Origin of the sequence: Haloarcula sp. CBA1115 (genome assembly GCF_000827835.1) — an archaeon.
In the GTDB taxonomy this organism is placed as follows: domain Archaea; phylum Halobacteriota; class Halobacteria; order Halobacteriales; family Haloarculaceae; genus Haloarcula; species Haloarcula hispanica.
On sequence record NZ_CP010529.1, the window covers coordinates 574,950 to 597,214 of the forward strand.

At 63.9% G+C, this 22,265-nt stretch carries 25 protein-coding genes; 10 read left to right on the plus strand and 15 right to left on the minus strand.

What is annotated here, in order from left to right; translation table 11 throughout:
- Positions 1-264: 264 nt before the first annotated feature.
- A complete protein-coding gene (locus SG26_RS02695; RefSeq protein ID WP_079980794.1) occupies positions 265-1,362 on the minus strand; it encodes a site-specific integrase in 1,098 nt (365 codons plus the stop codon).
- 334 nt (positions 1,363-1,696) lie between these two features.
- Between SG26_RS02695 and SG26_RS02700 the strand changes: the two genes are divergently transcribed.
- The 3 genes from SG26_RS02700 to SG26_RS02710 all read left to right on the plus strand — a co-directional run bounded on the left by SG26_RS02700 (position 1,697) and on the right by SG26_RS02710 (position 3,611).
- Entirely contained in the window at positions 1,697-2,446 is a 750-nt protein-coding gene (locus SG26_RS02700) for a pirin family protein (protein WP_050036771.1), read from the plus strand.
- A gap of 96 nt (positions 2,447-2,542) precedes the next feature.
- Positions 2,543-3,103 (plus strand): NAD(P)/FAD-dependent oxidoreductase, encoded by a 561-nt coding sequence (locus SG26_RS02705; protein ID WP_050036772.1) that lies wholly within the window; start codon positions 2,543-2,545, stop codon positions 3,101-3,103.
- Positions 3,104-3,197: 94 nt separating this feature from the next.
- A complete protein-coding gene (locus SG26_RS02710) occupies positions 3,198-3,611 on the plus strand; it encodes a DoxX family membrane protein (protein ID WP_007190793.1) in 414 nt (137 codons plus the stop codon).
- Positions 3,612-3,631: 20 nt separating this feature from the next.
- Here SG26_RS02710 and SG26_RS02715 read toward each other — a convergent pair whose 3' ends face one another.
- From SG26_RS02715 to SG26_RS02730, 4 genes are all read right to left on the minus strand, one after another.
- On the minus strand, positions 3,632-4,246 hold the full coding sequence (locus SG26_RS02715) for a TetR/AcrR family transcriptional regulator (protein WP_050036773.1): 615 nt from the start codon (positions 4,244-4,246) through the stop codon (positions 3,632-3,634).
- Positions 4,247-4,355: 109 nt separating this feature from the next.
- Positions 4,356-4,703, minus strand: a complete 348-nt coding sequence (locus tag SG26_RS02720) for a TRAM domain-containing protein (RefSeq protein ID WP_050036774.1) — start codon at positions 4,701-4,703, stop codon at positions 4,356-4,358.
- A 54-nt stretch (positions 4,704-4,757) separates the two neighbouring features.
- A complete protein-coding gene (locus SG26_RS02725) occupies positions 4,758-5,135 on the minus strand; it encodes a hypothetical protein (RefSeq protein ID WP_050036775.1) in 378 nt (125 codons plus the stop codon).
- A 75-nt stretch (positions 5,136-5,210) separates the two neighbouring features.
- Complete coding sequence (locus tag SG26_RS02730; RefSeq protein ID WP_050036776.1) at positions 5,211-6,452, minus strand: hypothetical protein; 1,242 nt, start codon at positions 6,450-6,452, stop codon at positions 5,211-5,213.
- A 121-nt stretch (positions 6,453-6,573) separates the two neighbouring features.
- Between SG26_RS02730 and SG26_RS02735 the strand changes: the two genes are divergently transcribed.
- Positions 6,574-7,017 (plus strand): DUF6653 family protein, encoded by a 444-nt coding sequence (locus SG26_RS02735; protein ID WP_050007157.1) that lies wholly within the window; start codon positions 6,574-6,576, stop codon positions 7,015-7,017.
- 57 nt (positions 7,018-7,074) lie between these two features.
- On the opposite strand, the gene SG26_RS02740 is transcribed toward SG26_RS02735, so the two are convergent.
- Entirely contained in the window at positions 7,075-8,121 is a 1,047-nt protein-coding gene (locus tag SG26_RS02740) for a phytoene/squalene synthase family protein (protein WP_050038237.1), read from the minus strand.
- Positions 8,122-8,257: 136 nt separating this feature from the next.
- Between SG26_RS02740 and SG26_RS02745 the strand changes: the two genes are divergently transcribed.
- Complete coding sequence (locus tag SG26_RS02745; RefSeq protein WP_014040801.1) at positions 8,258-8,500, plus strand: hypothetical protein; 243 nt, start codon at positions 8,258-8,260, stop codon at positions 8,498-8,500.
- Between the two features lie 142 nt (positions 8,501-8,642).
- A complete protein-coding gene (locus SG26_RS02750) occupies positions 8,643-9,986 on the plus strand; it encodes a glycoside hydrolase family 68 protein (protein ID WP_050036777.1) in 1,344 nt (447 codons plus the stop codon).
- A gap of 43 nt (positions 9,987-10,029) precedes the next feature.
- Here SG26_RS02750 and SG26_RS02755 read toward each other — a convergent pair whose 3' ends face one another.
- The 3 genes from SG26_RS02755 to SG26_RS02760 all read right to left on the minus strand — a co-directional run bounded on the left by SG26_RS02755 (position 10,030) and on the right by SG26_RS02760 (position 14,226).
- Positions 10,030-12,141, minus strand: coding sequence for a GH32 C-terminal domain-containing protein (locus tag SG26_RS02755; RefSeq protein ID WP_050036778.1), 2,112 nt, complete (start codon positions 12,139-12,141; stop codon positions 10,030-10,032).
- A 233-nt stretch (positions 12,142-12,374) separates the two neighbouring features.
- Entirely contained in the window at positions 12,375-12,509 is a 135-nt protein-coding gene (locus SG26_RS21855; RefSeq protein WP_023843340.1) for a hypothetical protein, read from the minus strand.
- Between the two features lie 220 nt (positions 12,510-12,729).
- Positions 12,730-14,226: a hypothetical protein gene (locus tag SG26_RS02760; RefSeq protein WP_050036779.1), complete on the minus strand. Its 1,497-nt coding sequence runs from the start codon at positions 14,224-14,226 to the stop codon at positions 12,730-12,732.
- A gap of 206 nt (positions 14,227-14,432) precedes the next feature.
- Here SG26_RS02760 and SG26_RS02765 point away from each other — a divergent pair, with 206 nt between their 5' ends.
- Positions 14,433-14,618 (plus strand): hypothetical protein, encoded by a 186-nt coding sequence (locus tag SG26_RS02765; protein ID WP_008311620.1) that lies wholly within the window; start codon positions 14,433-14,435, stop codon positions 14,616-14,618.
- Here SG26_RS02765 and SG26_RS02770 read toward each other — a convergent pair.
- Entirely contained in the window at positions 14,615-15,709 is a 1,095-nt protein-coding gene (locus SG26_RS02770; RefSeq protein WP_008311619.1) for a rod shape-determining protein, read from the minus strand. The genes SG26_RS02765 and SG26_RS02770 overlap by 4 nt on opposite strands.
- 140 nt (positions 15,710-15,849) lie before the next feature.
- Positions 15,850-16,335, minus strand: a complete 486-nt coding sequence (locus tag SG26_RS02775) for a FlaD/FlaE family flagellar protein (protein WP_014040806.1) — start codon at positions 16,333-16,335, stop codon at positions 15,850-15,852.
- A gap of 170 nt (positions 16,336-16,505) precedes the next feature.
- Here SG26_RS02775 and SG26_RS02780 point away from each other — a divergent pair, with 170 nt between their 5' ends.
- Entirely contained in the window at positions 16,506-17,411 is a 906-nt protein-coding gene (locus tag SG26_RS02780; RefSeq protein WP_008311616.1) for a ParA family protein, read from the plus strand.
- On the plus strand, positions 17,408-18,391 hold the full coding sequence (locus tag SG26_RS02785) for a chemotaxis protein CheW (RefSeq protein ID WP_050036780.1): 984 nt from the start codon (positions 17,408-17,410) through the stop codon (positions 18,389-18,391). The genes SG26_RS02780 and SG26_RS02785 overlap by 4 nt, the downstream gene beginning before the upstream one ends.
- 28 nt (positions 18,392-18,419) lie before the next feature.
- Here SG26_RS02785 and SG26_RS02790 read toward each other — a convergent pair whose 3' ends face one another.
- The 4 genes from SG26_RS02790 to msrA form a co-directional block, all read right to left on the minus strand.
- Positions 18,420-19,565, minus strand: a complete 1,146-nt coding sequence (locus SG26_RS02790) for an NAD(P)/FAD-dependent oxidoreductase (RefSeq protein WP_050036781.1) — start codon at positions 19,563-19,565, stop codon at positions 18,420-18,422.
- A 69-nt stretch (positions 19,566-19,634) separates the two neighbouring features.
- Positions 19,635-20,609 carry a phosphomevalonate decarboxylase MvaD gene (gene mvaD, locus SG26_RS02795; RefSeq protein ID WP_014040810.1) on the minus strand — a complete coding sequence of 325 codons (975 nt, stop codon included), beginning with the start codon at positions 20,607-20,609 and terminating at the stop codon, positions 19,635-19,637.
- Between the two features lie 87 nt (positions 20,610-20,696).
- Positions 20,697-21,233, minus strand: coding sequence for a cob(I)yrinic acid a,c-diamide adenosyltransferase (locus SG26_RS02800; protein WP_014040811.1), 537 nt, complete (start codon positions 21,231-21,233; stop codon positions 20,697-20,699).
- A gap of 100 nt (positions 21,234-21,333) precedes the next feature.
- Positions 21,334-22,002 carry a peptide-methionine (S)-S-oxide reductase MsrA gene (msrA, locus tag SG26_RS02805; protein WP_014040812.1) on the minus strand — a complete coding sequence of 223 codons (669 nt, stop codon included), beginning with the start codon at positions 22,000-22,002 and terminating at the stop codon, positions 21,334-21,336.
- Between the two features lie 91 nt (positions 22,003-22,093).
- On the opposite strand from msrA, the gene SG26_RS21490 reads away from it, so the two are divergent.
- On the plus strand, positions 22,094-22,264 hold the full coding sequence (locus tag SG26_RS21490; RefSeq protein WP_004591646.1) for a hypothetical protein: 171 nt from the start codon (positions 22,094-22,096) through the stop codon (positions 22,262-22,264).
- The last annotated feature ends 1 nt before the right edge of the window (position 22,265 follow it).

Here is a 22,265-nt window from a genome sequence, read left to right on the forward strand (position 1 = left end):
TGGGGGCAATCCGGGTGAAATTACAGAGATTTTCTGAGCAGACAAAACAAGCCGATGGAAGCCACTCCGTACGGTGGTGGACTTATATATGCTCGAAGGGTCATTGTCGGATAGCGGGTGACACATTCGTCTACTGGTTCTGGGGGAGGAACCTTACGAATCGGAGCGTATCGGAGAATCAGACGAGAATGTGAGTTGGAACAGTCTGCGAGCGAATAAATAATCAGGGAGGGGGTGCGTGTGTTCGCCCTGAAAAGGGTTTAGCTACAGATTATCAAGATACTGTGCCCTGTTCTGTCGCTTCTCTTCGGCTGTGCGAGCGTCGTAATGCTCTTCGAGCGTATCAACACTGACGCTCATTCGCTCCGAAGCGATTTCCTTTGGAATGTCGTTGTTCAGGTGAGCGGTGATAGCTCCCCGTCGCACAGGGTGTGGAGAGAGGCTTGACGGACAGCTTGAGTATCCACTTGCTTGCGTTCCCTCGCAGTCGTCAATCTCCCGATTGTGTGGGCACTCCCCGGCGTAGAAACAGGGCCGAGTAACCTTGTAGACGTGTTGCTGAATGCTGTTCCCCGAGATACGTCCGTTCCGGGTTGTGAACAGTGGCTTACGTCCGTGTTCGTCCGTCACGTCGTGCCTGTTCTCTGCGATATAGTCGTCAAGCGATTGTGCCAGCCTGTCATCCGAGACTGTGACGTGTCGCTCTCCGTCGTCCTTTAGCTTGAGGGGCGTATCAGTCTCGGGGCGGTGACGAAAGGCCAGATAGCGGTCTTGTGGATGCCAGTCGTCCAAGTCAAGCGCGTGTAGTGCCCCGCGCCGACAACCCGTGTGCCACAGCGTATGGAACAGGACTTGCGAGCGGGACGCATACTCGAATCGGTGTAGATAGTCTATGATTGCGTCTGCCTGTTCGTTATCGACGTGTTCCTCTCTGACTTTCTCTCCCTGTGAGACACGGGGAACAATAATCTTGTCTGCCGTCCCCTGTTCGACAGCATCGACACTCTCACACCAACGAACGAACACGCGGAACGTCCGTAGATGCTGTTCAAGGGTAACGCTGTTAATGTCGCGTTCGCTGATTCGCCAATTCTTGAAGCGTTCTGCGAGCCGTCCGGTAAGCTCATTCATATTGTCCAAGCCAGTCTCCTCGGCCCATTGGAGGAACTGACGCAAGCGATAGCGATGATTCCGAACGGTGCTGTCCGTAGCGTCTTGTTCTCTTGATTTTAGGTACTGTTCGACTGCCGTATCCGGTGCGAGCGGTTCCAGTGACATTGGTGGTGACTCACTGCTTATGCGTGTGGAAACGCTCGGAGAATCGTCGGCCAGTCGGCGCGTTCCGAATCCGCCCCAACCCATTCTTGTGACGAACAGGCGTGAGGAGCAGAATGGTCCGGCGGATTCGGACCCTGCGAGACGAACGCAGTGAGTCTCGCTTCGGTGAGAATCTGCCCCAACCCATACGCTCGCTTCACACTTTTGAAGGACAGAATACCACTGTATGAGGCTGTGCTACGGCAGTTTCCATCGAGGCCAGTAGTACACGGAGAGAGGGGTTTGCCCGTCTGCAGGGCTTTGTTCCACCCGCGAGAGCGGATTCGATACCGGTGACGGCAGTGTCACCGAACCAAGGCCAGCGGGTGATTGCAGTTCACTCCCGACAGTTTTTACCGCTCGGTAAACAAGGAGCGGTATGACCGAGAGCGAGTCACAGGCGTCGACTGACGGACCGATTCCTGGAGAGATGGTCCGGCATGGAACGGGCGTGAATTCAAACCGTGCGTTCCCGACGGACAGCTATCCGTACAATCTGGACCCATTTGTCCTGTTTGAACAGTTCTATATCGACCCTGACACGGGGTTTCCGATGCATCCCCACCGCGGCTTCGAAATCGTCTCGTACATGATCGAAGGCGGGATGGAACACGAAGACTCGCTCGGCGTCGCAAACACTGCATACGAGAACGATGCGATGCGAATTACAACCGGAAGCGGGATACGTCACTCCGAATTCCCCGCGGATGGGCAGGCCTGTACCGGACTCCAGCTCTGGGTAAATCTGCCGCAGGCGGTGAAGGACGCTGACCCGGATTACGTCGACGCGACGGCCGACATGCTTCCGACGGAAGAACAGGACGGCGCGACGGTCACGACAGTTGTCGGCGAGGGCTCGCCGATCAGCCTCTATACGCCGATGGAGTATCTGGACGTTTCCGTAACCGACGCGTGGACGTGGTCGGTTCCGGCGGAGTGGTCCGGGTTCCTCTACGGTGTCGCCGGTAGCGGGACGGTCGAGGGGCATTCGTTCACTGACGGTGATGTTCTACCGGTCACTGACGCGCGGTCAGTGACACTCCGGGGCAATGAGTCGCTCCGTGTCGTCGCCGTCTCGGGCCGTCCGCACGGCGAGTCGATCCGACAGCGCGGGCCGTACGTTCTTTGAGTGGGCAGCGTTACGTGGTTGAGAGCCACCTGTGAGCTTCCGGCCGAATTTTACCAGATGGTAAGACTCTTTTATTGGTGGCCCCTGGCTTGAGACATGGCAGATGTAGCAGTTGTCGGCGGCGGCCCCGCCGGACTGAGTGCGGCACAGTACGCTGCGAAGAACGACCTCGAAACGATCACTTTCGACACGGACGAGTCGTGGATGCACAAGGCACACCTGTTCAACTACCCCGGCGTGCGATCCATCAGCGGCGACGAGTTCCTCACCATCGCTCGCGGGCAGACCCGCGACCGTGGCGCGACGCTGCACGAGACGGAAGTCACCGATATCGAACAGACCGACGACGGGTTCGTCCTGTCGACAGCCGACGACGAGTACACCGCGGCGTACGTCGTCCTCGCGACTGGTGGCGACCGCAGCCTCGCCGAGGATCTCGGCTGTGCGTTCACCGATGAGGATGTCGTCGACGTGACCGTCGACATGGAAACGTCGGTCGAGAACGTGTACGCGACCGGTGCAATGGGGCGAGCGGAGAAGTGGCAGGCGGTTATCGCGGCCGGTGACGGTGCTGCCGCTGTCCTCGACATTCTCTCGAAAGAGAAAGGCGAGTACTACCACGACTTCGATATGCCGTCAGACGTGCCGGAACTCTAACGATGCAGCCAGAATCGACTCCCACAATGAATTCCGCTACTATCCCGAATCACACTGCTGGAAACGCCCGCGTGGGCTCGGTGGTGAGTTTGTGATGGCACCCGAACTCAACGTCGTGTTGCTCGTCGCCGGCCGTGTCCTCTTCGGCGGCGTGCTCGCCTTTACGGGCCTGAGCCACTTTACGCAGACCGAACAGATGGCCGGCTACGCCGAGTACAAGGGCCTCCCGGCGCCGAGATTCTCCGTCCTCGCGTCCGGTGGGCTCCTCATCCTTGGCGGGCTCGGTGTGACCGTGGGTGTCTTCCCAGTCGTCGCAGCGGTCGCCCTCGCCGTGTTCCTCATCGTCTCGGCGGTTGCGATGCACGACTTCTGGGCCGTGCCGGACGAGGACCGGCAGGACGAACTGAACAGTTTCCTGAAGAACGTGACGCTTGCAGGCGGGGCGCTCGTCGTCGCGGCGTCGGCAACTGGAACATGGGCGCTCAGCGTCGGTATTAGCCCCCTCTGACGCTGCCTTTTCAGCCCAATCTACTGCGGCGGGTACAGCGAGTCGAGAATAAAGTCGTTGACGGCCCGCTTGGCCTCGTCGGGTGCGTCCTCGTGGCCAAGCGCAATCCGCCGGCCGCGGGCCGCGTGAATCACGTCCGTGACGAGCTGGCCCATCAGTTCGGCGTCGACGTCGCGAAACGTGCCCTGCTCAACCCCGTCTTCGATGACCGTGGCGATGCTTTCGCGAAGGCGGTCGTAGTGCTCGTTGAACAGCGCCCGGTGCTCGTCGTCGTTTTGGGCGTAGGCGTACAGCTCGTGGTACACCTTCATCCGGTCCCAGTGCGAGAAGTCGTCGAACTCCGGGCCGAACAGGCACCGGTCGATGCGCACATCGAGCTCTGTGCGGGGGTCAGTCTCGTCGTCAACCTCGACACTTCCTTCGTACTGATCGATGATGTACTCCAGAAACGAAGAGATGAGGTCGTACTTGCCGTCGAAATGATAGTGAATCACCTGCCGGGACATGTCCATCTCCTCGCCGATGTCCCGGACCCGCAAGTCCTTGTAGCCGTGCTTGCTCAGCGCCCGAAAGGTGGCCTCCATAATGACCTCCCGGGTGTCCTGTGGCGTGCTCTGCCCGTCCGATTCGCTCATGCCCTGTTTTATCGTGGTAGGCACATATCGGTTTCTCCCTCCGTCGGGACTGGCGATCCGTCGTCGAGCGGGACGTGCCTCGCCTCGAGGCTGTAACCGCTCCCCTCGCTCACGCGCGTTCGACGAACCGAGCGTCGGCGGAGGTGTGGCCCCGGTTGAACGACAGCACCTTCGCTCGAATCACATCGCCGGCTGACACCGACGACGGCACGTCTTCGGTGAACAGGACGAATCCCTCGACTTTCCCGACGGCGACGGGGTCGCCGGAGTGGTGGTCGCTGAATTCGGTGACGCCGAACTCGTAGGTCTCGCCGAGTTCGACCGGCGGTTCTCGATCCTGTGCGGCCTCGTGGGCGCGTTTCGACGCACTCTCTCCGGAGCGGCGAGTGATCACAAATGCCAGCGCGAGGCCCACGGCGAGGGCGGCCCCGCCAGCGGCGAGCCAGATCGGTTCCATGCCAGAGGTTGCAGGACGAACGGATTAATACCTTTCAGAGTCCGACGGGCGTGCTCACAATCCGAGGCGGTCCAAGAGGCCGCCACTGGAGTCCGAGCTCCCGTCTTCAGAGTCCCACTCCGTCGGTAGCTCGGCCGCGAGTGACGTGACCTCGTCGTCGCTGTAGCGGGGGTCCGTCGTCGCGTCGTCCAGCCAGTCCGCCCACTCTTCGGCCGTCATCTGACCCTGTGAATCGACTTCCCACTGGTCGACGAGCGCCTCCCGGTCGCGGAACGGGATGTCCATGCCGCTGTCGCCCCAGTACAGCGGCGAAAGCGCGAACTCGTGGGTGTCGCTCTCCAGCCAGACGAGCCGGTAGGGGTAGTCGTTGTAACAGAACACGTCGTCCGGTGAGACGACGTCGCCGTTGGGGAGCTCCAGAGTCTGGGACATTACGTTACTGTAGGGGCTACCCACGTTTCAGGATTATGTGTCGGTAGAAATACCGGAGCCACCGGAGCAGCGCCGCTACACGAGCGGGTCACACAGCGCCCACTCGTCCGTCTCGGGGTCGAGGTTCGATGGCTCCGCACCGCGGTCGGTCACGATACCGGCGTGGTAGAAAATCGCCTTCAGTTGGAAGACGGTGGGTGAGTGGTAGACGCTACCGTCAGTAAGCTCCGAGCGGCGGAGTTCGCCGTCGCCGGTCAACACCCGCTGGCGGACGGTCTCGTCGCCGCGGAGGAACAGTTCGACAGTGAACTCGGGGTGCAGCGCGTGGAGGTACGCCACGAACTCGACGAGCGACGGGGAGCCGTAGCCGTCCCGGTGGCAGGCGTAGAGCCCGTCGACGAGGAGGTCCGTGGCCGGATAGTCGGAGACGACACGGCGGACGAGCTGGCCCCACTGTGGCGCGATGTCGATGAATCGCTTGCGGGACCGCTGCCAGTCCTCGAACCGGCGGAGTGCGGCGTCGATGTCGCCGACTGTCCGGAGCGCGAACCGGACAACCTCCCGACCCAGCGGCGTCAACGTGAGCGACCCCTGGCCGGCGGCGATCAGGTTCAGGAACTCCGCGCCAGCGATAGCGCCGTCGACGGCCCCGACGACGTGGCTGGCAAGCAGGTCCCGCGCGTCGCCGTCATGGTAGACGGCCAGCGGGACTGCGACGTAGTTCTTCGGATGGTTGAGCCCGAAGTTCTGGTCGGCGACGCCCTGGGCGCTGGCCTGGAACCGGATCGCCGAGGCGGCGTCCATCGACCCGTGGCCGACCACGCGGGGCCGTTCCAGCACTGAGACCGAGCCATCGGATTCGACGCCCAGCACGCCAACGTTCAGCTCGCGGGCCATCGTCCGCGCGGCGGTGGAGATGCCGCTCCGCGGGGCGGTCAGGAAGGCGACGTTCGCCTCGTTGAGCCGGTCGTGGGCTTGGACGACCCCGCGCTCGGCGTCGACGGCACCGTCGCCGGTGTACCCTTTCGCCTCGACGGCAATCAGCGGCGGTCGGTCGCCGAGGCGGTCGACGGACAGCAGGTCCGTCGAGAGCGTCTGCACGCCAACGAGATCGGGATAGCCCGTTCCGACCCGGACGTGGTTGAACGGTGCGAGCGTCGCCTGCACGGCCGCCTCGATAGGCGTTTCGTCCAGCCAGCGCTGCTGTGCGAACTGTGTGTCCGCGACGACGTAGGCGTCCTCGCGGTCCGCAAATAGCCGGTCTTTCGTCCGGGCGAGTACCTGTGGCTCAGAGAGCCCCGACGCCGCTGTGGCCATAGACGGCGTTCACACAGGGCGGACATGAGTGTTCTGTCCCCGGAGAATCAGATCGGGGCCGCTGCTCTGGGCCACACCACCCGGCAGCAGTGTTATCCTCTGTCACGGTCGATAGGAAGATATGACAGCACCACTACCGAACAGCGTACGGGACTGGTTCTGGAGCCGCCACTCGAACCCCAAGAGCGGCTGGTCGCGCGTTCCGACCGGCGCTGTCATTGTGTACGCAGTGTATCAGCGTCGCTGGCGACTCTTGACCGCGGCGCTGCTGTGGACAGCTATCAACCCAATCCTGTTCGCGCCGCCGGACACCGAGGACGCTTGGATGACCCGCGCCGTGCTGGCAGAGCGGTGGTGGCTCAGGGAGCAGGATAACGGAACGATGGGCCTCGATTATCCGAACGTGTGTAACACCGGCGGCGCGCTGGCGTCGACCATCGCTCTGTACGCTGCCTGGCGTCGCCGACCGGTCAGCGCCGCGGCCGCCACGCTGGCGATGAGCGGGCTAAAGCTCTGGTGGCTCCGCGAGATCGTACAGCAGTACGACAAACGCGGCCCGGAGTAGGCGGCGCTCGTTTGAATGGGAAACGGGACCGGAAAAGAGGAATGTCTCTGCTGGTCGTCAGTACTGGTGGAGCGGCTGCTGGCGGATTTTCGCCCGCAACTCCCCGATTGAAGGGTCGCCGTCGCCGCCGAACTGCTGTGTCACGGAGTGGACCTCCTCGCGAGAAATTTTGACGTTGCCCTGCTCGATGACGTCGGCGGGTCGTTCGCGGAGTTCACGGATCGTCCCGACGGCAAGCAGGAACGGAATCGCCCATGCGGAGAGCGTGTTACCGCGGGTTTCGGGCATGGCTTCGAGCCACGCCTGCGCGTCGTCGAGGTACCCCTCCGCTCGCTCGGTGACCTGCTCGATGACGGGGACCAGCGAGTCGACGTTGTCGGTGTCGCTCACGTCGCTGTGATCGAGCCCCTGCTCGTGGAGCAGTTCCAGCGGGAGGTAGACGTTGTTCTCCTCTTCCATGTCCGTCGCGGCGTCCTTGGCGACGTTGACGAGCTGGAGCAGGAGGGCAAACGAGCGGGCGTTTTCCTCCATCTGGGCGATCTGCTCGTCTGTGGCTTCGTGGGAGACCAGCCCGGTCACCAGCGTGCCGACGGTGCCGGCGGCGTACCAGCAGTACTCTTCGAGTTCGTCGAGTGTCTTGATTCGAAGTCCGCCGGCGTCGGCGTAGCGGTCGACGAACATCGCCATCCCGTCGACGAGTTCCCGGACCGGCCCGCGAATCGTCTGCGTGGAGTGGTCGTCGAGGGTGTGAAACACGTCGACGATGCGGCCCGCGTTCTCGACGACCTCCCAGTCGGCGTTCGTCGTCGTTGGAATCCACTCCTCGACGGCGTCGTGGAACGACGACACGGTCGTCCCGCTCGACGGTTCGAGCGAGCGGCTGTACGTCTGCAGGAGTTCGGTCTGTACCGCTGGAGGGAGGTGACCGGCGTCCTCGATCGTGTCAGCCACGCGGCAGAGAAGATAGCCCAGACAGATGTCCCGGGCCATCGGTTCGTTGAGTTCCGAAATTGTGAGACTAAACGTCCGCGACACACGATGGACAGCATCGTAGCACCACTCGATGTCTTCCGAAGACGACCGGTCTGTGTGGTTCTGAGACATTCCCGACATCCGGGGTAGGGCATACGATGATAAAAATGGGACGGCTACGGCGTCAGTCTCGTCCCGGTCACGGGTCGGTGTTCCGACAGACTCAGGAGTGTCCGAGCCTAATTTGTGGTATGAACGGCACAGTAACGTGGGGGCTGCGACCGTGAACAATCGGGACACAGCAGTGCTGGTGCTGACGGTTCTCGCTGCGATCATTCTCCCCGGACTCGCGAACTGGGGGTTCAGCACGCTCGGCTACCCGTGGATCGGGAGCGCCGTCTGGGCGCTGGGGTACGGCCTCGGCGTCGTTTTCATCTGGCACGAGTGGGTCCGGCCGCTCGATATCACCGGTCCAGAGGGTGTCAGCGGCAGCGAGGACTCAAGCGAGTAACGTGCTGTTCGGCCCCAGGCTACCAACTGTCTGTTTTCCCTCCAAGTTCTGGCCCGGCAACACACGTATTGAAAAACCTTCATACAACACCCGTAGTACCTACCTGACAACATTTATAGCCGTGGTCGGCACAACGTGAGGTATGACAGACGAGGCGCTCGGCGAGGGTCGTTCCGGAACGAAGGGGCGCGCCGGGTGGACACGCGAGCAGGCGAGTCGGATCGAGCGGACCGACGACACCGTTGCCCCAATCGTCTACCCGCCCGCGACCGAACAGATTCCGGAGGTCCACATCTGGGATACCTGGTTCCTCCGGAAGCGCGACGGCACGCTGGCGACGGTCGACGGCTATCGGGTCTGTTTCTCGCTGACGGCTCCGTCCGACCTGTTGCCCGGCAAGCGCCACGACGTGGCGACCATCCGCTGTTTCTACTCCGATGACGGTCGCAACTGGCACAACGCCGGCCCGGTGTTCGAGGACGCACTGGGCCAGCGCCAGTGGGCCGGGTCCGCGCTGTACGACGACGACGGCAGTGTCTATCTATTTTATACTGCAGCCGGCGAGGAGGGAGCCGACGACCTGACCTACACGCAGCGCATCGTCGGCGCGGGCGGCGGCAGCATCGACACGACCGACGGGTTCGAGCTCTCCGGTCCGTGGACCCACCACGAACTGCTCCACCCCGACGGCGACCGCTACGAGCGGGAGGACCAGTCCAGCGGGATGATATACACCTTCCGCGACCCGTGGTTCTTCGAGGACCCCGAGACGGGCGAGACGTGGCTCCTGTTCGAAGCGAACACGCCGGTTCCGGAGGGGAGCGACGTCTGTGGTGGCGACGCCGCGTTACAGGAGTTCAACGGGAGCGTGGGCGTCGCCCGCTCGCCGACGGGCGACCCGCTGGAGTGGGACCTCGAAGACCCGCTGCTGGACGCCGTCGGCGTCAACCAGGAACTCGAACGGCCCCATATCGTGTATCGAGACGGCCTGTACTACCTGTTCATCTCCAGCCACCTCCACACGTTCGCGCCGGGACTGGAGGGGTTCGACGCGCTGTACGGCTTCGTCGCAGAGGATCTCCGCGGTGACTACGTCCCGCTGAACGAGTCCGGCCTCGTCGCCACGAACCCCGAGAACGCGCCGTTCCAGTCCTACTCGTGGATGGCGTTTCCCCACGACGACGAGGTACTGGTCCAGAGTTTCTTCAACTACTACGACTTCGACGGCGACACGCTGGACGAGATCGCCCATCTGTCCGAATCCGATCAGATGCGCCGGTTCGGCGGCTCGCTCGGCCCGACGCTCCGGCTCGATGTCGAGGGGAGCCGAACGCGTATCATCGGAAATCTCGGGCACTGGCACATCCCGCTGGACGGCGAGACGCTGCCGCTGACGGACAGGGAACTGATCCGGCGCGGGAAGGGTAACGAGACCAGGGCCGGGAGCTACGGGACCCGAACCGAGACTGGCACCGAGTCAAAGTAACGAGCGCGGAATCCGTCTTTTTGCAGGAACCCAGTCGGGCTGGTTACCAGACAGAGTCCAGTTCCCAGACGTCCAGCGACGCGATAGTGGCGCGACCGCCGTCGGCCGACAGCGAGATGCCGGTCGCATCATCGCGGGTCGGATACACGCGGCTGGTCAGGCAGTGGCGTTCGTTGGCGAACACCTCGACGACGCTCCCGTCGACGAAGACGCGCAGCGACAGCGGCGCGTCGTACGGTCGGACCCGCATCGTCTGGGTGTCGCCAGTCGCCTGGGGGTCGGTGCTCGACGCCGACCGGTCCACGGCGATTTCACTCTCGTAGGAGTACCGGATCGGCGTCCGCTCCTCGCCGTCCGGCGATTCGAGGACAGACAGTTCGACGGCTTCAGCGTCCTCCAGCCGGACGGTTGCGCGGAGCTCGAACGACCGGCTCTCGACCGGCAACTGCTCGGTGTCGCCCGCGTCGAGGCGCACCACGTCGTAACTGGTGTTGTCGCCCCGTAGCTCGGTGAGTTCGGGGGCTGGCCGCTGGCACAGGCCGCCGTCGTCGGCCAGGGACAGCTCCCGGGGCAGCGACATCGCGCCGGACCAGCCGGCGTTCCACTGCCCGCTCACGTCACGGGCCTCGGGGAGCCACCCCCAAGTCAGGATGCGGCCGTCGTCGGTCCACATCGACTGCGGGGCGTAGAAGTCGCCGTGGTCGAGCTTGTCGCGGCGGTCGGCGTCGAACTCGCCGTCCTCGTACGTCCCAAGGAAGTACACCACGTCCTCGTAGTTCGAGATGTGGAGGAGCTGTCGGTCCCCGAAATCGAGCAGCTCCGGGCATTCCCAGACGGTCCCGGCGGTGTCGCGGTCGCCGGTGAGAATCGGGCCCTGGTACTCCCAGTTCCGGAGGTCGGAGGACTCATACAGCAGGGCCGCTCCGCCGCCTCCCTCGATGCCCGCTCCGATGAGCTGGTACCAGGTTCCGTCCTCGCGCCAGACACAGTGGTCCCGGAACTCCCCCTCCCAGTCCTCGGTGCGGAGCACCTCCGGTTCCGTCGGCAGTTCCTCGATGATGGGGTTGTCCGGGTCCTTGTCCCAGGCCGTGAGGTCGTCGTCCGCTGCGGTGGCGATGCAGGGAAGCTGGCGTTTGTCCCGGCCGCCCGTGTACAGCACGGTCGGGACGCCGCCGTCGTCGACCGCACAGCCGGACCAGCAGCCGTCCCGGTCCGGGCCGTCCGGCGAGGGCGTAAGCGCGACCGGGCGGTCCTCCCAGTGGACGAGGTCGTCGCTGACGGCGTGGCCCCAGTGAATCGTGTTGTGGAACGGCCCGGCCGGGTTGTACTGGTAGAACAGGTGGTAGCGCCCGTTCCAGTGGATGAGCCCGTTCGGGTCGTTGAGCCAGTTCGCCGGCGGCGTTACGTGGTAAGACGGGCGACTCGGGTCATCGCCGAGCCGCTCGCGCAACTGCCCGAACGTGTCGACGTCCTTCGGACGGCCGGTCAGCGGGTGCCGGTCGGCCGTCGCCAGGAATCCCAGCGCGTTCTCGATGAGCGTCTCGCGGTTGCCCCGGCACACGTCGTGGGTCGGCTGGGCGAACGCTACGGACGACCCGATGCCCAGCACCTGCCCGGCCCCGGGCTCCCAGGAAAGAATCGACATCTGCTTGACCACGTCGGTATCGCCACGGACCGTGCTCGCGAGCACGTCCCCGGACTGGGGTGCGATGGACTCGTATCTGGCGTAGGGGATCGTCACGCCGGCCCCGCGGGTGTGGACGCGAAGGGTGTCGTAGTCCGCGTGGATTGGGTGGTCGGCGTACAGGGCCTGCCAGAGGTGTCCGGTCGGCTCCGGAATCTCCTCCCAGCCGACGGCGTCGGGCGCGACGTCGTCGAACCCGAGCGGTTCGACGGCCGAGAGCGCGCTCAGTGTCAGCAGGAGCGAGCCGCCGTCACGAACGTACGCGGCCAGGGCCGGCGCGTCGGCCAGCGCTCGCTCGTCGAACAGTTCGTCCCGATGCCACCAGAGGACATCGTACTCGGTCGGCTCGACCGACGAGAGCTCGCACCGCTCGGCATCGTCGACTGCCTCCTGACACCAGTCGTACGCCGCCGCCTGCTCGTCCGTACAGGCGTCGGCGTAGAGACAGCCGATGCGTGGCGAATTTCCCATTGCCTCGGTATCCCTTCCTGAAATATAAAAATATTCGGCAATCGTTTCTGAACGAATATGCACGCTCTTGTTGATTATGTCGTCGATGCGGCCAGCGGAGCGTCTGGCGGCCTATCGGCGGCGTCCAGTGTAGCCCCACCCAGTCAGTGACGGTGGAAAGAGATACCGAGGACAGTCAATAGCCAGAGCAGTGGCTGAAAGCGGACTATCGGTGAGAAAGCGGGCGGAACCGGTCAGTGAACGCGGGCGTTGCGGGCCTCGGCCTTCCAGTCGATGACGGTTTCGTGACAACTGGGACAGACGAACTCGGTGAGCTTTGTCGTCTGATCGTTGTATGACATCCGCGTGCCACAGTTGGTACAATCCATTATAATTGTATATATTCTACTGAAGGATATAAATTTTCTCCTGACCATAGTCGGCTCGGGCGGGAGAGGTCCTGACACGGCTGAATTATGCTATGTCATTACATGGTGTTGATCAGAAACCCCCAGTCTGTGGCGATAGCGCCACCGCTACACAGTTTCTCCAGGGTGTGGACGGTCGCAGACAACGGACGGCGAGCCGAGAACGGATGGCTAGCGAGGACTACGACCCACCGTGTCCCGTCGGATCGATTTTCGGGTCGGTGCCGTCGATACCGCTCTCGATATCCGAGAGGTCAGTCGTGTCAGTCAGTGACGGCGAGGGTTCGTCGGCGGTCGTGATGTCCAGGTCCGGCGTTGTCCCAGTCTCGTCGAAGCGGTCGTCCACGTCGACGGGTTCGCCACCGAGTCTGGCCTCCGTCCGCGAGAGTCGCTGTTCAACGGCATCCAGTTCCGCTTCAAGGTGGTCGGTGGCGTCCGGATAACAATCCCTGGCGTCCGCCAGCGCGGTTTCGAACGCCGCCCGGGCCGTCTTGTACTCCTTTAACGCGGCGTCGGGCTGGCTGGCGTCGGCGTACCAGTCCCCTGCCTCCATCGCGTCCGTCGCGACCGTCCGCCGCGCGGCGACGAGGTTCTCCGCGACTGTTCCCAGTCGGTCCCGGACCTTCTCGGGGTCGCCAGCGAACCGCCGCTCGTCCGCGCCCCAGTCAAGTTCGAGAACGTCTCGGTAGGCTTCGAGCGCCTCGGCCCAGTGATCGGCGGCGACAGCGGGGTCTTCCGCCGCGACGGCCTCGTTGTCGGCCGCGACCGCAGTGCGCAACGGCGACTGTTCGAGGTCCTCGATGACGGTGTCGAGTCGGTCCCGCTCGGCACGGATGTCCGGGAGGTCGGTGACGCCCCCCGTCGGGAGCGAAAAGATCTCGTCGTACTCCGCCCGCGCCGCCTCGTAGGCGTCGTACGCCGCCTCGAAATCGTTCCCCCGCCAGTGCTTCTCACCGGTGTCGACCGCCCTTCGGGCACGGCTGCGGCGGACTTCCGCGAGTGTCGCGACGTGGCGCTCCCGTACCGTCGCGACACGCCTTTCGAGCGCATTCGCGTCTCCGGGCGGCCCGAATTCGGTGGCCGTCTCGCCGGCCGCGTCGAGTCGGTCCCCGGCTTCCAGCACCGACTCCAGTGCCTGCTCGTGGTCCCCTCGGTCGCGCTGTTCGGTCGCAGTCACGAGGATCCGCTTGACCTCGTCCAGGATGTTCTCGACGCGGACCCACGCCTGTGACGCGTGCGAGAGATACGCCGTCAGGTCCACGAGTCCCTGCTTGCCACAGTGGACCTGCCACTCCGTGTCGCCACATCGCCGAAACGTGATCCGGCCGTGTCCGAGCGACCGGTCACCCGAAATCTGGTCGATATCGACGTGTGGGATGGCGAACCGCGTGTCGCCGTCGTCGTCGCCCACCAGCAACAGGAACCGCTTGTCAGTCACGATCCCGATCATCCGGTAGTTACTTCCTGGTCGCACCGTCTCACCGGACTCCGACGTGCCGATTTCGATGCCGTGCTTGCGACTGGTGAGGGCGAACTGCGCCGTCTCGTCGTCGTCGACGGCTCCCAGTGCTGGCCCATCGTGGAGATATCCGGCCGAGAGGAGTCCGCCCGAACCGGTGCCGGTGAGAACGTCGGGCGGATCTCCCTCGAAATTATCTAAGTTGATAATTTTTCCCATTACCGGGTAGAATAGGCCTTAGGACTTGATATTCACTTATCTATTCTGATATCGCCGTGGTAAATTAATCTGGTTTGGGTGCATATCGTGCTGCTGTTCCTCGGTCACGGCAGCCCTGTCGACTACGCCGTGACTCCCTACCGTGCGTCAGCCGGCAGACGGCTGTCTGACTTGGCTTTAGGTATCATGTCTCCGTACTTGGCCACATGCCACGTACCCGTCTCAGCGGGGGTTCGTCTCAGGAGCGACAGGGTGGTGGTCTCTCGACCGACGCGACCCGTCTCGGAATCGACACTGACGTATTCGAACTGCTCTCGACCGATCGTGGTCACGAAATGGCACAGTCTGAGCCCAGAATCGAACGGTGGCTGAACTGCTGGCGGAACCCCTAGTTGGTCTCGACGAGACGCGCCGCGATCCGCTGTGCGCCGATGGTCGGCGCGACGTCCGGTTCGTCGGCGGCGATGACTTCGATGTCGCGGTTCAGCTCCGCACTGAGTCGCTCCTCGAACTCGTCGACGATGCCGGGGATACAGGCCATGCCGCCGGTGATGGCGATCGGCCGGTCCAGTGCTAGCTGGTACACCTTCATGTAGTCGTTCGCCAGCTCCGGCAAGAACGTGTTCGCCAGTTCGTCGACAGCATCGTCGAGGTACTCGTTGACCGCGTCCATCACCGAGCGCTCGATGGTGAACTCGTGTGAGCCGCCGCCGGGCTGCTGGATGATGTCCGTGAACGGCTCGAAATCGACGAAGTCGGCGTGTTCCTCCTTATATTCGCGGGCAGTCTGATTGTCAATGTTGACCCGGCCCTGGGTCTCCTCCTCGACGTAGTTGGCGATCATCCGGTCGACCTCGTTCCCGGTCACCGCACCCGTCGTGAACGGAGAGAGCTGTTCACCGCGGCGGTACGCGGAGGCTTCGAGGTTCGTCGACCCCATGTTGACGGCGACGAAGATCTCGTCGATGGCTTCCAGGTCGTCACCGAAGGCCGGAATGGAGCCACACAGCGACTCCGGATAGCTCTCGACGAGTTCCAGCCCGATCGAGGAGTTCTCGATGACGTTCTGCAGGTTCTCCAGCCCGGTCGGGTTGTCGATAGTCGGGATGGCGTACACGACGCCGCTGTTTGCCGGAATGTCATGCTCCTCGATTATCGCCTCGAAGAACGTCTTGGTCATCTCGGCCCGGTCGGCGTCCTCGGGGAGTCCCGACCGAAGCATGTACTCGACGCGGTCCGGATACTCGCGGGCCGCTTCCTCGCCGTAGAGGATCTTCTCCTCGCCGGTCAGGGCGTCCTCGTACGTCGCCATGCACGTCAGTGTCTTGATGATTCGGTTCTCCGTGCCGTGTTCGCCCGGCAGGGCAATGACGGTCCGGGTGCTCCCGAGTTTGACCCCGACCGGAACAGCGGCAGCGCCGTCCGACGACACACCGGCGTCCGATTCGGACCCGGTGCCGTCGTCCGCATCCTCGTCACTCATATACGGTCGTCCTTGTCGACCGCCCGATATATATCCTCTCCCTAGTATTCAGGACTGATAGCTGTCCTCTCAGGTGGCTGATACTGAAACCCCCTCGGTAGCGGGGATTCGAAGGAAAGAGCTGGTGCTGAAAACGAGCGTTACGTCATCGCAGTGAGCTTCGCGACGTAGACGAGACTCAGCATGTGGTCGTCGACGCTCAGTTCGTTGTCGTCGTTCGTCGCCGACTCGTCGATGCCGAGCAGATAGTCCGAGAGGTCGTCCTGTACGTCCTCGGTGATCCAGTCGATAGAGCGGTAGTAATCGAGCGCTTCGTCGGCCCCCTGATACCCGGAGTGCATCAGCAGGAACTCCAGCCACTCGAAGACCACGAACTCCGCGGCGTAGGTCTCGGGCAATGTTTCGAGATAGGGCTTCTCGTTGGCGTCGCCGCCGAGGAACGGCAGCAGTTCACGGTACAGCCCGGAGCGGAACGAACTCCCCGCAAGCACCTCTTCGTCGGAGTCGTCAAGGCCCATGTCGAGGCCCGTCGGGTCCGGGACGTCTTCGTCGCTCATCCCGTTCCCCCGCTGACGAGCCATCTTCCGTAACTCGTCGAGGTCGTAGTCGCGCGGGTTGATAGTCATGATACTGACCCTTCAATCTACACAATCATAAATCTTGCACACCGTCAGACGGCCGTCATGCACACGCTCGCGGGTGTTTCCGTCTCGTCCGCGTTCCGTCCCCCAGTTGCGACGTTGATAATCGGGACCACATTTTTATAGTGACTCGGAGTCGACCTGTGGACACTTGGATGATGAACCGGCAATCAGAAACCGGTCCAGCCCGCTTCTGTGTGACCAACGCGAAAGGCGGGACCGGAAAGACGACAGTTGCTATCAACGTAGCCGGTGCACTGAACGACCGCGGCCGGGACGTCCTCTTTATCGACCTCGATCCCCAGGGCAACGCCACGGAAGGCGTGGGTCTCGTCGAGGCGTACGACGCCGACCCCCCGACGCTGTTCGACGCACTGACCGGCGACCCATCGGCGCTGGGTGAGCTTATCTGCGAAGGCGAGGAGATGGACGTGATCCCCTCCAGCATCGATATGCTCCAGGCCGAGCACGAACTGACCATCGCCGACCTCATCGCCCGGGTCAACACCCAGGGCGGGGATATCGATCAGGCCGCGCTGGCCTCGTTCGCGATCAACATCACGCCGGAGATGGTCACGGGGTCACATGCGCTCGACACGCTCGACCGGGCGCTGTCGACGCTCAACGGGGACTACGACTACGTTATCATCGACTGCCCGCCGTTCTACGGGAAGCTGACCGACACCGGCATGTACGCCGCACAGAACGTCCTCATCCCCGCACTGACAGAAGCCACCTCCGAGCGGGCCATCGAACTGCTGATGGATCAGATGGCCGCGATGGAGCGCCAGACCGACGCGTCGATCAACACGCTCGGCGTCGTCGCCAATCGGGTCGAGACCACGTCCGAGGACGAGACGATGCTCGAATGGTTCAACATGGCGTTCCCGGACAGCCCGGTCTGGGAGGTCCGCAAACGGGTAGCGCTTCAGCGCGCGTTCAGCGCCGGCCAATCGATTTTCGCGACCGAGGAATCGTGTGACATGGCGGCCGTCTTCGAGGACATCGCCGCTGAACTCGACGAGCAGTTCGGCTTTACCGACACAGAGGTACCAGCATGAGTGACGACGAACGCATGGACAGGGCGGAGCGCATCCGGCAGATGCGCGAGGGGAACAAGGCAGAAACCACCGACGACACCGAGGAGACAGACGACGCCTCCGCGGACGGCTCCGGTGAGCAGCCCACCGACGAGGGCGAAACCGAGGAGACAGCAACCGAGGCTGCTGCCACGGACTCAGCGGCCGCCAGCGATGACGCGGCTGACGAAGCGGGTGCTGCCGATGAACAGGCCACCGACGACGGCGGCAGCGACACTGGCGCCGACGGCGCAGCGACTGATCAGAGCGACACTGACGCGATGGCCGCCGCACAGCGAGCGGCTGAGGCCTCCGCCCAGGTGTCCACTGAGAACGACGACACCGGTGTTGCCGACCAGCCGACGGACGACCTTTCGGCGTCGGCCAGCCCGATGCAGGGGCCGACCGGCGTCGAGTTGCCGGACCAGGAACTCATCGAGGAGGCGATGGCGTCGGACAACACCGCCACGACCGAAGGCGGCGCTCGCGCCGCGGCTATCGACGACGACGCGACCCAGACGGAAGAGATGGTCCGGGTACTCGAGTTCGCGCTCGGCGACGAGTACTACTGTCTCGACATCGACTACGTCGAGGAGATCGTCAAGCGCGAAACGGTCACCCGCGTTCCCAACACCGAAGACTACGTCGAGGGCGTCGTCGACCTCCGCGGGCAGATTACGACGATTCTCAACCCCAAGGAGATGATGGACATCGACAGCGATGGGACCGAGAATCTCATCGTCGTCTTCGACGCAGGTGTGTTCGAGGAACAGGGCGCGATGGGCTGGATCGTCGACGAGGTCCGACAGGTCGTCCCCGTCGCCGAATCTGAAGTGAACACCGCCCCAGTCGACGGCGAGTACATCAACGGCGTCGTCGACCGCGACGGCGAAGACGAGTTCGTCATCTGGATCGAACCCGACGACGTGCTCGGGAACGCGACCGCGGACGGCGAGGACTGACGCGCCGATCTACGGTTTTTGCGGTACTTTATTCGGGTTTCGTGTCCCTCGCATCGAGGTCCAACTCCTCGCTGACGAGATCGACCGCGTTCTGGACGGCTCCAACTGTTCCCAGATAGCCCGCGCCGACAGTCGTCTTGAGCGCCAGCGCGGCCCGCCCGGTGAGGATAGAGGGGCCGACCTTCGCCACGGCGTCGTCGCCGACCGAAACGAGCCACCCTGGGACATTGAACTGGTACTGGGTCAGTCGGGGCTGGAAATCGCCGGGGCCACCCTGCTGCTGGTCGACGAGCGTCCCGATGTTGTCCGCGGCCACGCGGGCCTCGCGGATGGCCGCCGCCGCGCTCGCCGGCACGGCCTCGCCGTCGCTGTCGACGACCCGGGCGGCGTCGCCGACGGCGAACGTCGACTCGCCGAGTCGGAGGTCCGCCCGGACGACGGGGCGGTCGGCATCGAGCGCTGGCGACCCCTCGATACCGCCGGTCCAGACGAACTGGTCCATCGCTAGGTCCGTGCCGTCCTCGAGCGCAATCGCGTCGGCATCGGCTCCGGTCACGCCCGTTCCGGTCCTGACTGTCACGCCGGCGTCGACCAGCGCGTCGTGGACGGCCGACTGGAACGACGCCGGGAACGACGGCGCGACGGCGTCTTCCTGTTCGAGCAGCAGCACCTCGATATCGCTGTCCGAGGCCATTTCGGCCAGTTCGCCGGCCACCTGCACGCCAGACAGGCCAGCGCCGCCGACGACCACGCGGTCGCCGTCGCCGAGGTCGAGGAACTGCTCGCGGATCTCGCGGGCGTCGTCGAGGCGCTTCAGCGGCGCCGCGTGCTCGCGCACGCCCGGAAGGTCGTAGAAGGCCGTTCGTGCACCGAGACACACCGCCCCCACGTCGTAGGACAGCGTCTCCGAGCCGTCAAGCGTCGCCGTCCCTTCGTCGGTCGATACGTCCGTGACCGTTGCCTGTCGGACCTCGCAGTCGAGGACAGCGTCGAGGTCGACAGTGATCTCGTCGGCCAGCGACGGCCGGCGGACGACCCGGTGGAGTTCGTGCTGGACGAGGTGTTCGGGCTCCTCGTCGACGACGACCAGCGAGACGCTATCGGGGAGAGTCTGTTCGAGCTTTCTGGCGAGCGTGAGCCCGGCGTATCCGGCTCCGAGAACGGCGACGCGCATTGTGTTCTCCGGTTAGGACGGCGTCGGGTTAACCCTGTGCTCGGGAGCGACGATTCGATCAGTGCCGGTTCAGAACAGCGCCTTGTCCTCGTCGAGAATCTGTGCGGGGCCGCCAACATCCCAGACGCGGGTGTCGACGCCGCAGTCGGCGACCGTCTCTTCGACGCGGCCGACGTACTCCTCAGTCGTATTGATGTAGACGCTCGCGCCGGTGTCGACGGAAAAGTACACCGGCACGTCCTCGGTGTTCCGGAGCTCCCGGACGGCGTTGAAAATCTCGATGGTGCGAGGCTGCCAGTACACCCAGCCGGCGGGACCGGTCATCGTCGCGGCGGCCAGCGACAGCGAGTCCTTCTCGGCGAGGTCGAAGACGGCGTCGAAATCGCCGTCGTACAGCGCGTCGCGCATGTCCGAGATCTGGCCGTGGATGTGGGCCATCCGCGACTCGAACATGTGGCTCTCGGCAGCCTCCTTGTGGGCTTCCTCGGTTTCCTTGTAGGATGGGACCATCCCGGCGACGATCCGCAGGTCGTCTTCGAGGTCCGTCTCAATGCGCTCGCTCCGACAGTCCTTGTCATTCATGCCGGTCCGCAGGTGGGAGAACGCGCCCGTCACCGCGCGAGCGGCCGAGGAGGAGCCGCGCCGGGCGACGGTCGATATTTCCGGTCGTGTCATGTCAAGGCCCGCCGCCTCAACGAGGGCCATTGCCGCGGCGGCAAAGCCCGACGAGGAGGAGCCAAAGCCGATGTTCGTCGGGAAGTTGTTCGCCGACTCGAAGCGGACGCCGTGGTCGATGTCCGCGAGGTCGCGGACGTGGTCCACGACGGCGTCGATACGCTCGGCCCCGCGGCCGGTGACCGTTTCGCCGTCGATGACGTACACGTCCTCCTCGCGGTTCGGGTCGAAGGCGGCCGTCGTCTTCGAGTGGCTCGGTGCGGTACAGACGGAGATGCTGTCGTGGTACGGCAGTCGCAGTTCCTCGTCTCGCATCCCGTGGTACTTGACCAGCCCCTGAATCGGATGTGCCTTCGCGGTCGCTTTCATACCTCACCCTTCCGGGCCGGTCACTTTGCTATTGCGAACCGCCGTCGCCGACGCGGTACTGACGGCGGCCGCGCGGGAGGTGTCGTCTCAGTACTCGGGGTTCTCCTCGCGGATGCCCTCCCGCTTGTTGACGAGGCGGGCGAGCGTGAACAGGGCGTCCGAGAGCCGGTTCAGGTAGATGATAGCCGTCTCGTTGACACCGGCCTCCTCGGCAGCAAAGGAGACGCAGCGGCGCTCTGCGCGCCGACAGACCGCGCGGGCGTGGTGGAGCTTCGCCCCCGGCTCCGATCCGGAGGGAAGGATGAACGATTCGAGCGGGTCAAGCTCCGAATCGGCCTCGTCGATGAGGTCTTCGAGCGTCTCGACGTGGGACTCCTGTATCCGTGGGTCGTCCTCGTCGGGGTCGGGGTTGGCGAAGTCGGCCTGAACGATGTGGAGGTGGTTCTGGATGACGCGGAGCTTTTCGTCGATGTCATCGTGGCCGGTCGGCCTGACGACGCCGACCAGTGCGTTCACTTCGTCGACGGTGCCGTACGCCTCGATGCGGCGGCTGTCCTTCGACACCCGCTCCATGTTCCGGAGATCAGTCTGGCCCTGGTCGCCGCGGCCGGTGTAGATAGTCATAGCTGGATCTGGCACTGCCAGCGTCTTATAGCCGTGGGCGAATCGTTGGGGCGCGCGGGCGGCCGAGCCCCGTGGCGACTGTGAACCGCTAGCTCCGTGTTCAGAGCCGGCGGCGGACCTCTGAGAGCGCAGCCGGTGAGATATCCAGTTCGGCAAACAGCGCCTCGCGCTCGGCGTCGTCCCCGTGGCCAGCGACGAAGCCGTTGAGCCGGGCGGCGACCGTCGAATCGACGAACGCATCGCCGTAGATATCTTCAAGTTCATCGGCGACCACTGGCGTCGAGCGGAGTTCGTACTTCTGGTGGTAGTCTTCCGCCAGGTAGAACTGGTCGAGGGTTTCGATGGCCGTCTCGACTGACCTACCCGTCCGCGATTCGAGTTCCTCGCGCGTCCGCTTGGCGGTTTCACGCTGCTGATCGTTATGAGCCAGCACCACGCCGCGGTACTGGCGTTTCCGAGGGGCGGAAAACGGCGTATGGTTCGCCCAGAACACGGCAAGCAGGTCCTCGTAGCGCACCGCCTCGGGGTCGTACTCGACCTGGACGACCTCGGTGTGGTCGCCCAGCGAGTAGTAACTGGGGTCCAGGTCGGTGCCGCCGGCGTAGCCGACTCGTGTCCTGACCACGCCCGGTGTCGCGCCGAAGCGGGCGTCTGGCCCCCAGAAACAGCCCATGCCGAACGTCGCCGTCTCGGTCGCCGACGGCGGCAGCGATTCAGCGTCGACGGCCAGTTCGGTCGGATGAGTCGGCTCGTACGCACTCGGAATCATACTGGGATACAGGGGTTCGAGCGGTTTGCCCCCTTCGACGCCCCGAGTGGAACCGGGAAATTCAACTGTACCCCCGCGGAAACAACTGGATATGGGCCTCGAACTCGAACACTACTGTCCTGAATGCGAAGAGTACCGCGACTTCTGGAAGGTCGCGAGCACGACGATGCACCTGGGGACCAAGATCAAGTGGCACTGCCCGGAGTGTGACTACGGGTTCGTCCGCATCGACGGCGAAGTCGACACCGGCCAGGCGGCATAGC

Excerpts from the sequence above, each read along its gene's own strand:
- SG26_RS02800 (WP_014040811.1), bottom strand. The coding sequence starts at position 21,233 with ATGACTATCTACACCGGCCGCGGCGACCAGGGCCAGACTGATCTCCGG.
- SG26_RS02770 (WP_008311619.1), bottom strand. The coding sequence starts at position 15,709 with ATGAGTGACGAGGATGCGGACGACGGCACCGGGTCCGAATCGGACGCC.
- SG26_RS02760 (WP_050036779.1), bottom strand. The coding sequence starts at position 14,226 with ATGGGAAAAATTATCAACTTAGATAATTTCGAGGGAGATCCGCCCGAC.
- SG26_RS02725 (WP_050036775.1), bottom strand. The coding sequence starts at position 5,135 with ATGTCCCAGACTCTGGAGCTCCCCAACGGCGACGTCGTCTCACCGGAC.
- SG26_RS02740 (WP_050038237.1), bottom strand. The coding sequence starts at position 8,121 with ATGTCTCAGAACCACACAGACCGGTCGTCTTCGGAAGACATCGAGTGG.
- SG26_RS02720 (WP_050036774.1), bottom strand. The coding sequence starts at position 4,703 with ATGGAACCGATCTGGCTCGCCGCTGGCGGGGCCGCCCTCGCCGTGGGC.
- SG26_RS02775 (WP_014040806.1), bottom strand. The coding sequence starts at position 16,335 with ATGACTATCAACCCGCGCGACTACGACCTCGACGAGTTACGGAAGATG.
- SG26_RS02695 (WP_079980794.1), bottom strand. The coding sequence starts at position 1,362 with ATGGGTTGGGGCGGATTCGGAACGCGCCGACTGGCCGACGATTCTCCG.
- SG26_RS02755 (WP_050036778.1), bottom strand. The coding sequence starts at position 12,141 with ATGGGAAATTCGCCACGCATCGGCTGTCTCTACGCCGACGCCTGTACG.
- SG26_RS02710 (WP_007190793.1), top strand. The coding sequence starts at position 3,198 with ATGGCACCCGAACTCAACGTCGTGTTGCTCGTCGCCGGCCGTGTCCTC.
- SG26_RS02750 (WP_050036777.1), top strand. The coding sequence starts at position 8,643 with ATGACAGACGAGGCGCTCGGCGAGGGTCGTTCCGGAACGAAGGGGCGC.
- SG26_RS02785 (WP_050036780.1), top strand. The coding sequence starts at position 17,408 with ATGAGTGACGACGAACGCATGGACAGGGCGGAGCGCATCCGGCAGATG.
- SG26_RS21490 (WP_004591646.1), top strand. The coding sequence starts at position 22,094 with ATGGGCCTCGAACTCGAACACTACTGTCCTGAATGCGAAGAGTACCGC.
- mvaD (WP_014040810.1), bottom strand. The coding sequence starts at position 20,609 with ATGAAAGCGACCGCGAAGGCACATCCGATTCAGGGGCTGGTCAAGTAC.
- SG26_RS02790 (WP_050036781.1), bottom strand. The coding sequence starts at position 19,565 with ATGCGCGTCGCCGTTCTCGGAGCCGGATACGCCGGGCTCACGCTCGCC.
- SG26_RS02765 (WP_008311620.1), top strand. The coding sequence starts at position 14,433 with ATGCCACGTACCCGTCTCAGCGGGGGTTCGTCTCAGGAGCGACAGGGT.
- SG26_RS02735 (WP_050007157.1), top strand. The coding sequence starts at position 6,574 with ATGACAGCACCACTACCGAACAGCGTACGGGACTGGTTCTGGAGCCGC.
- SG26_RS02705 (WP_050036772.1), top strand. The coding sequence starts at position 2,543 with ATGGCAGATGTAGCAGTTGTCGGCGGCGGCCCCGCCGGACTGAGTGCG.
- msrA (WP_014040812.1), bottom strand. The coding sequence starts at position 22,002 with ATGATTCCGAGTGCGTACGAGCCGACTCATCCGACCGAACTGGCCGTC.
- SG26_RS02715 (WP_050036773.1), bottom strand. The coding sequence starts at position 4,246 with ATGAGCGAATCGGACGGGCAGAGCACGCCACAGGACACCCGGGAGGTC.
- SG26_RS02730 (WP_050036776.1), bottom strand. The coding sequence starts at position 6,452 with ATGGCCACAGCGGCGTCGGGGCTCTCTGAGCCACAGGTACTCGCCCGG.
- SG26_RS02780 (WP_008311616.1), top strand. The coding sequence starts at position 16,506 with ATGATGAACCGGCAATCAGAAACCGGTCCAGCCCGCTTCTGTGTGACC.
- SG26_RS02700 (WP_050036771.1), top strand. The coding sequence starts at position 1,697 with ATGACCGAGAGCGAGTCACAGGCGTCGACTGACGGACCGATTCCTGGA.
- SG26_RS21855 (WP_023843340.1), bottom strand. The coding sequence starts at position 12,509 with ATGGATTGTACCAACTGTGGCACGCGGATGTCATACAACGATCAGACG.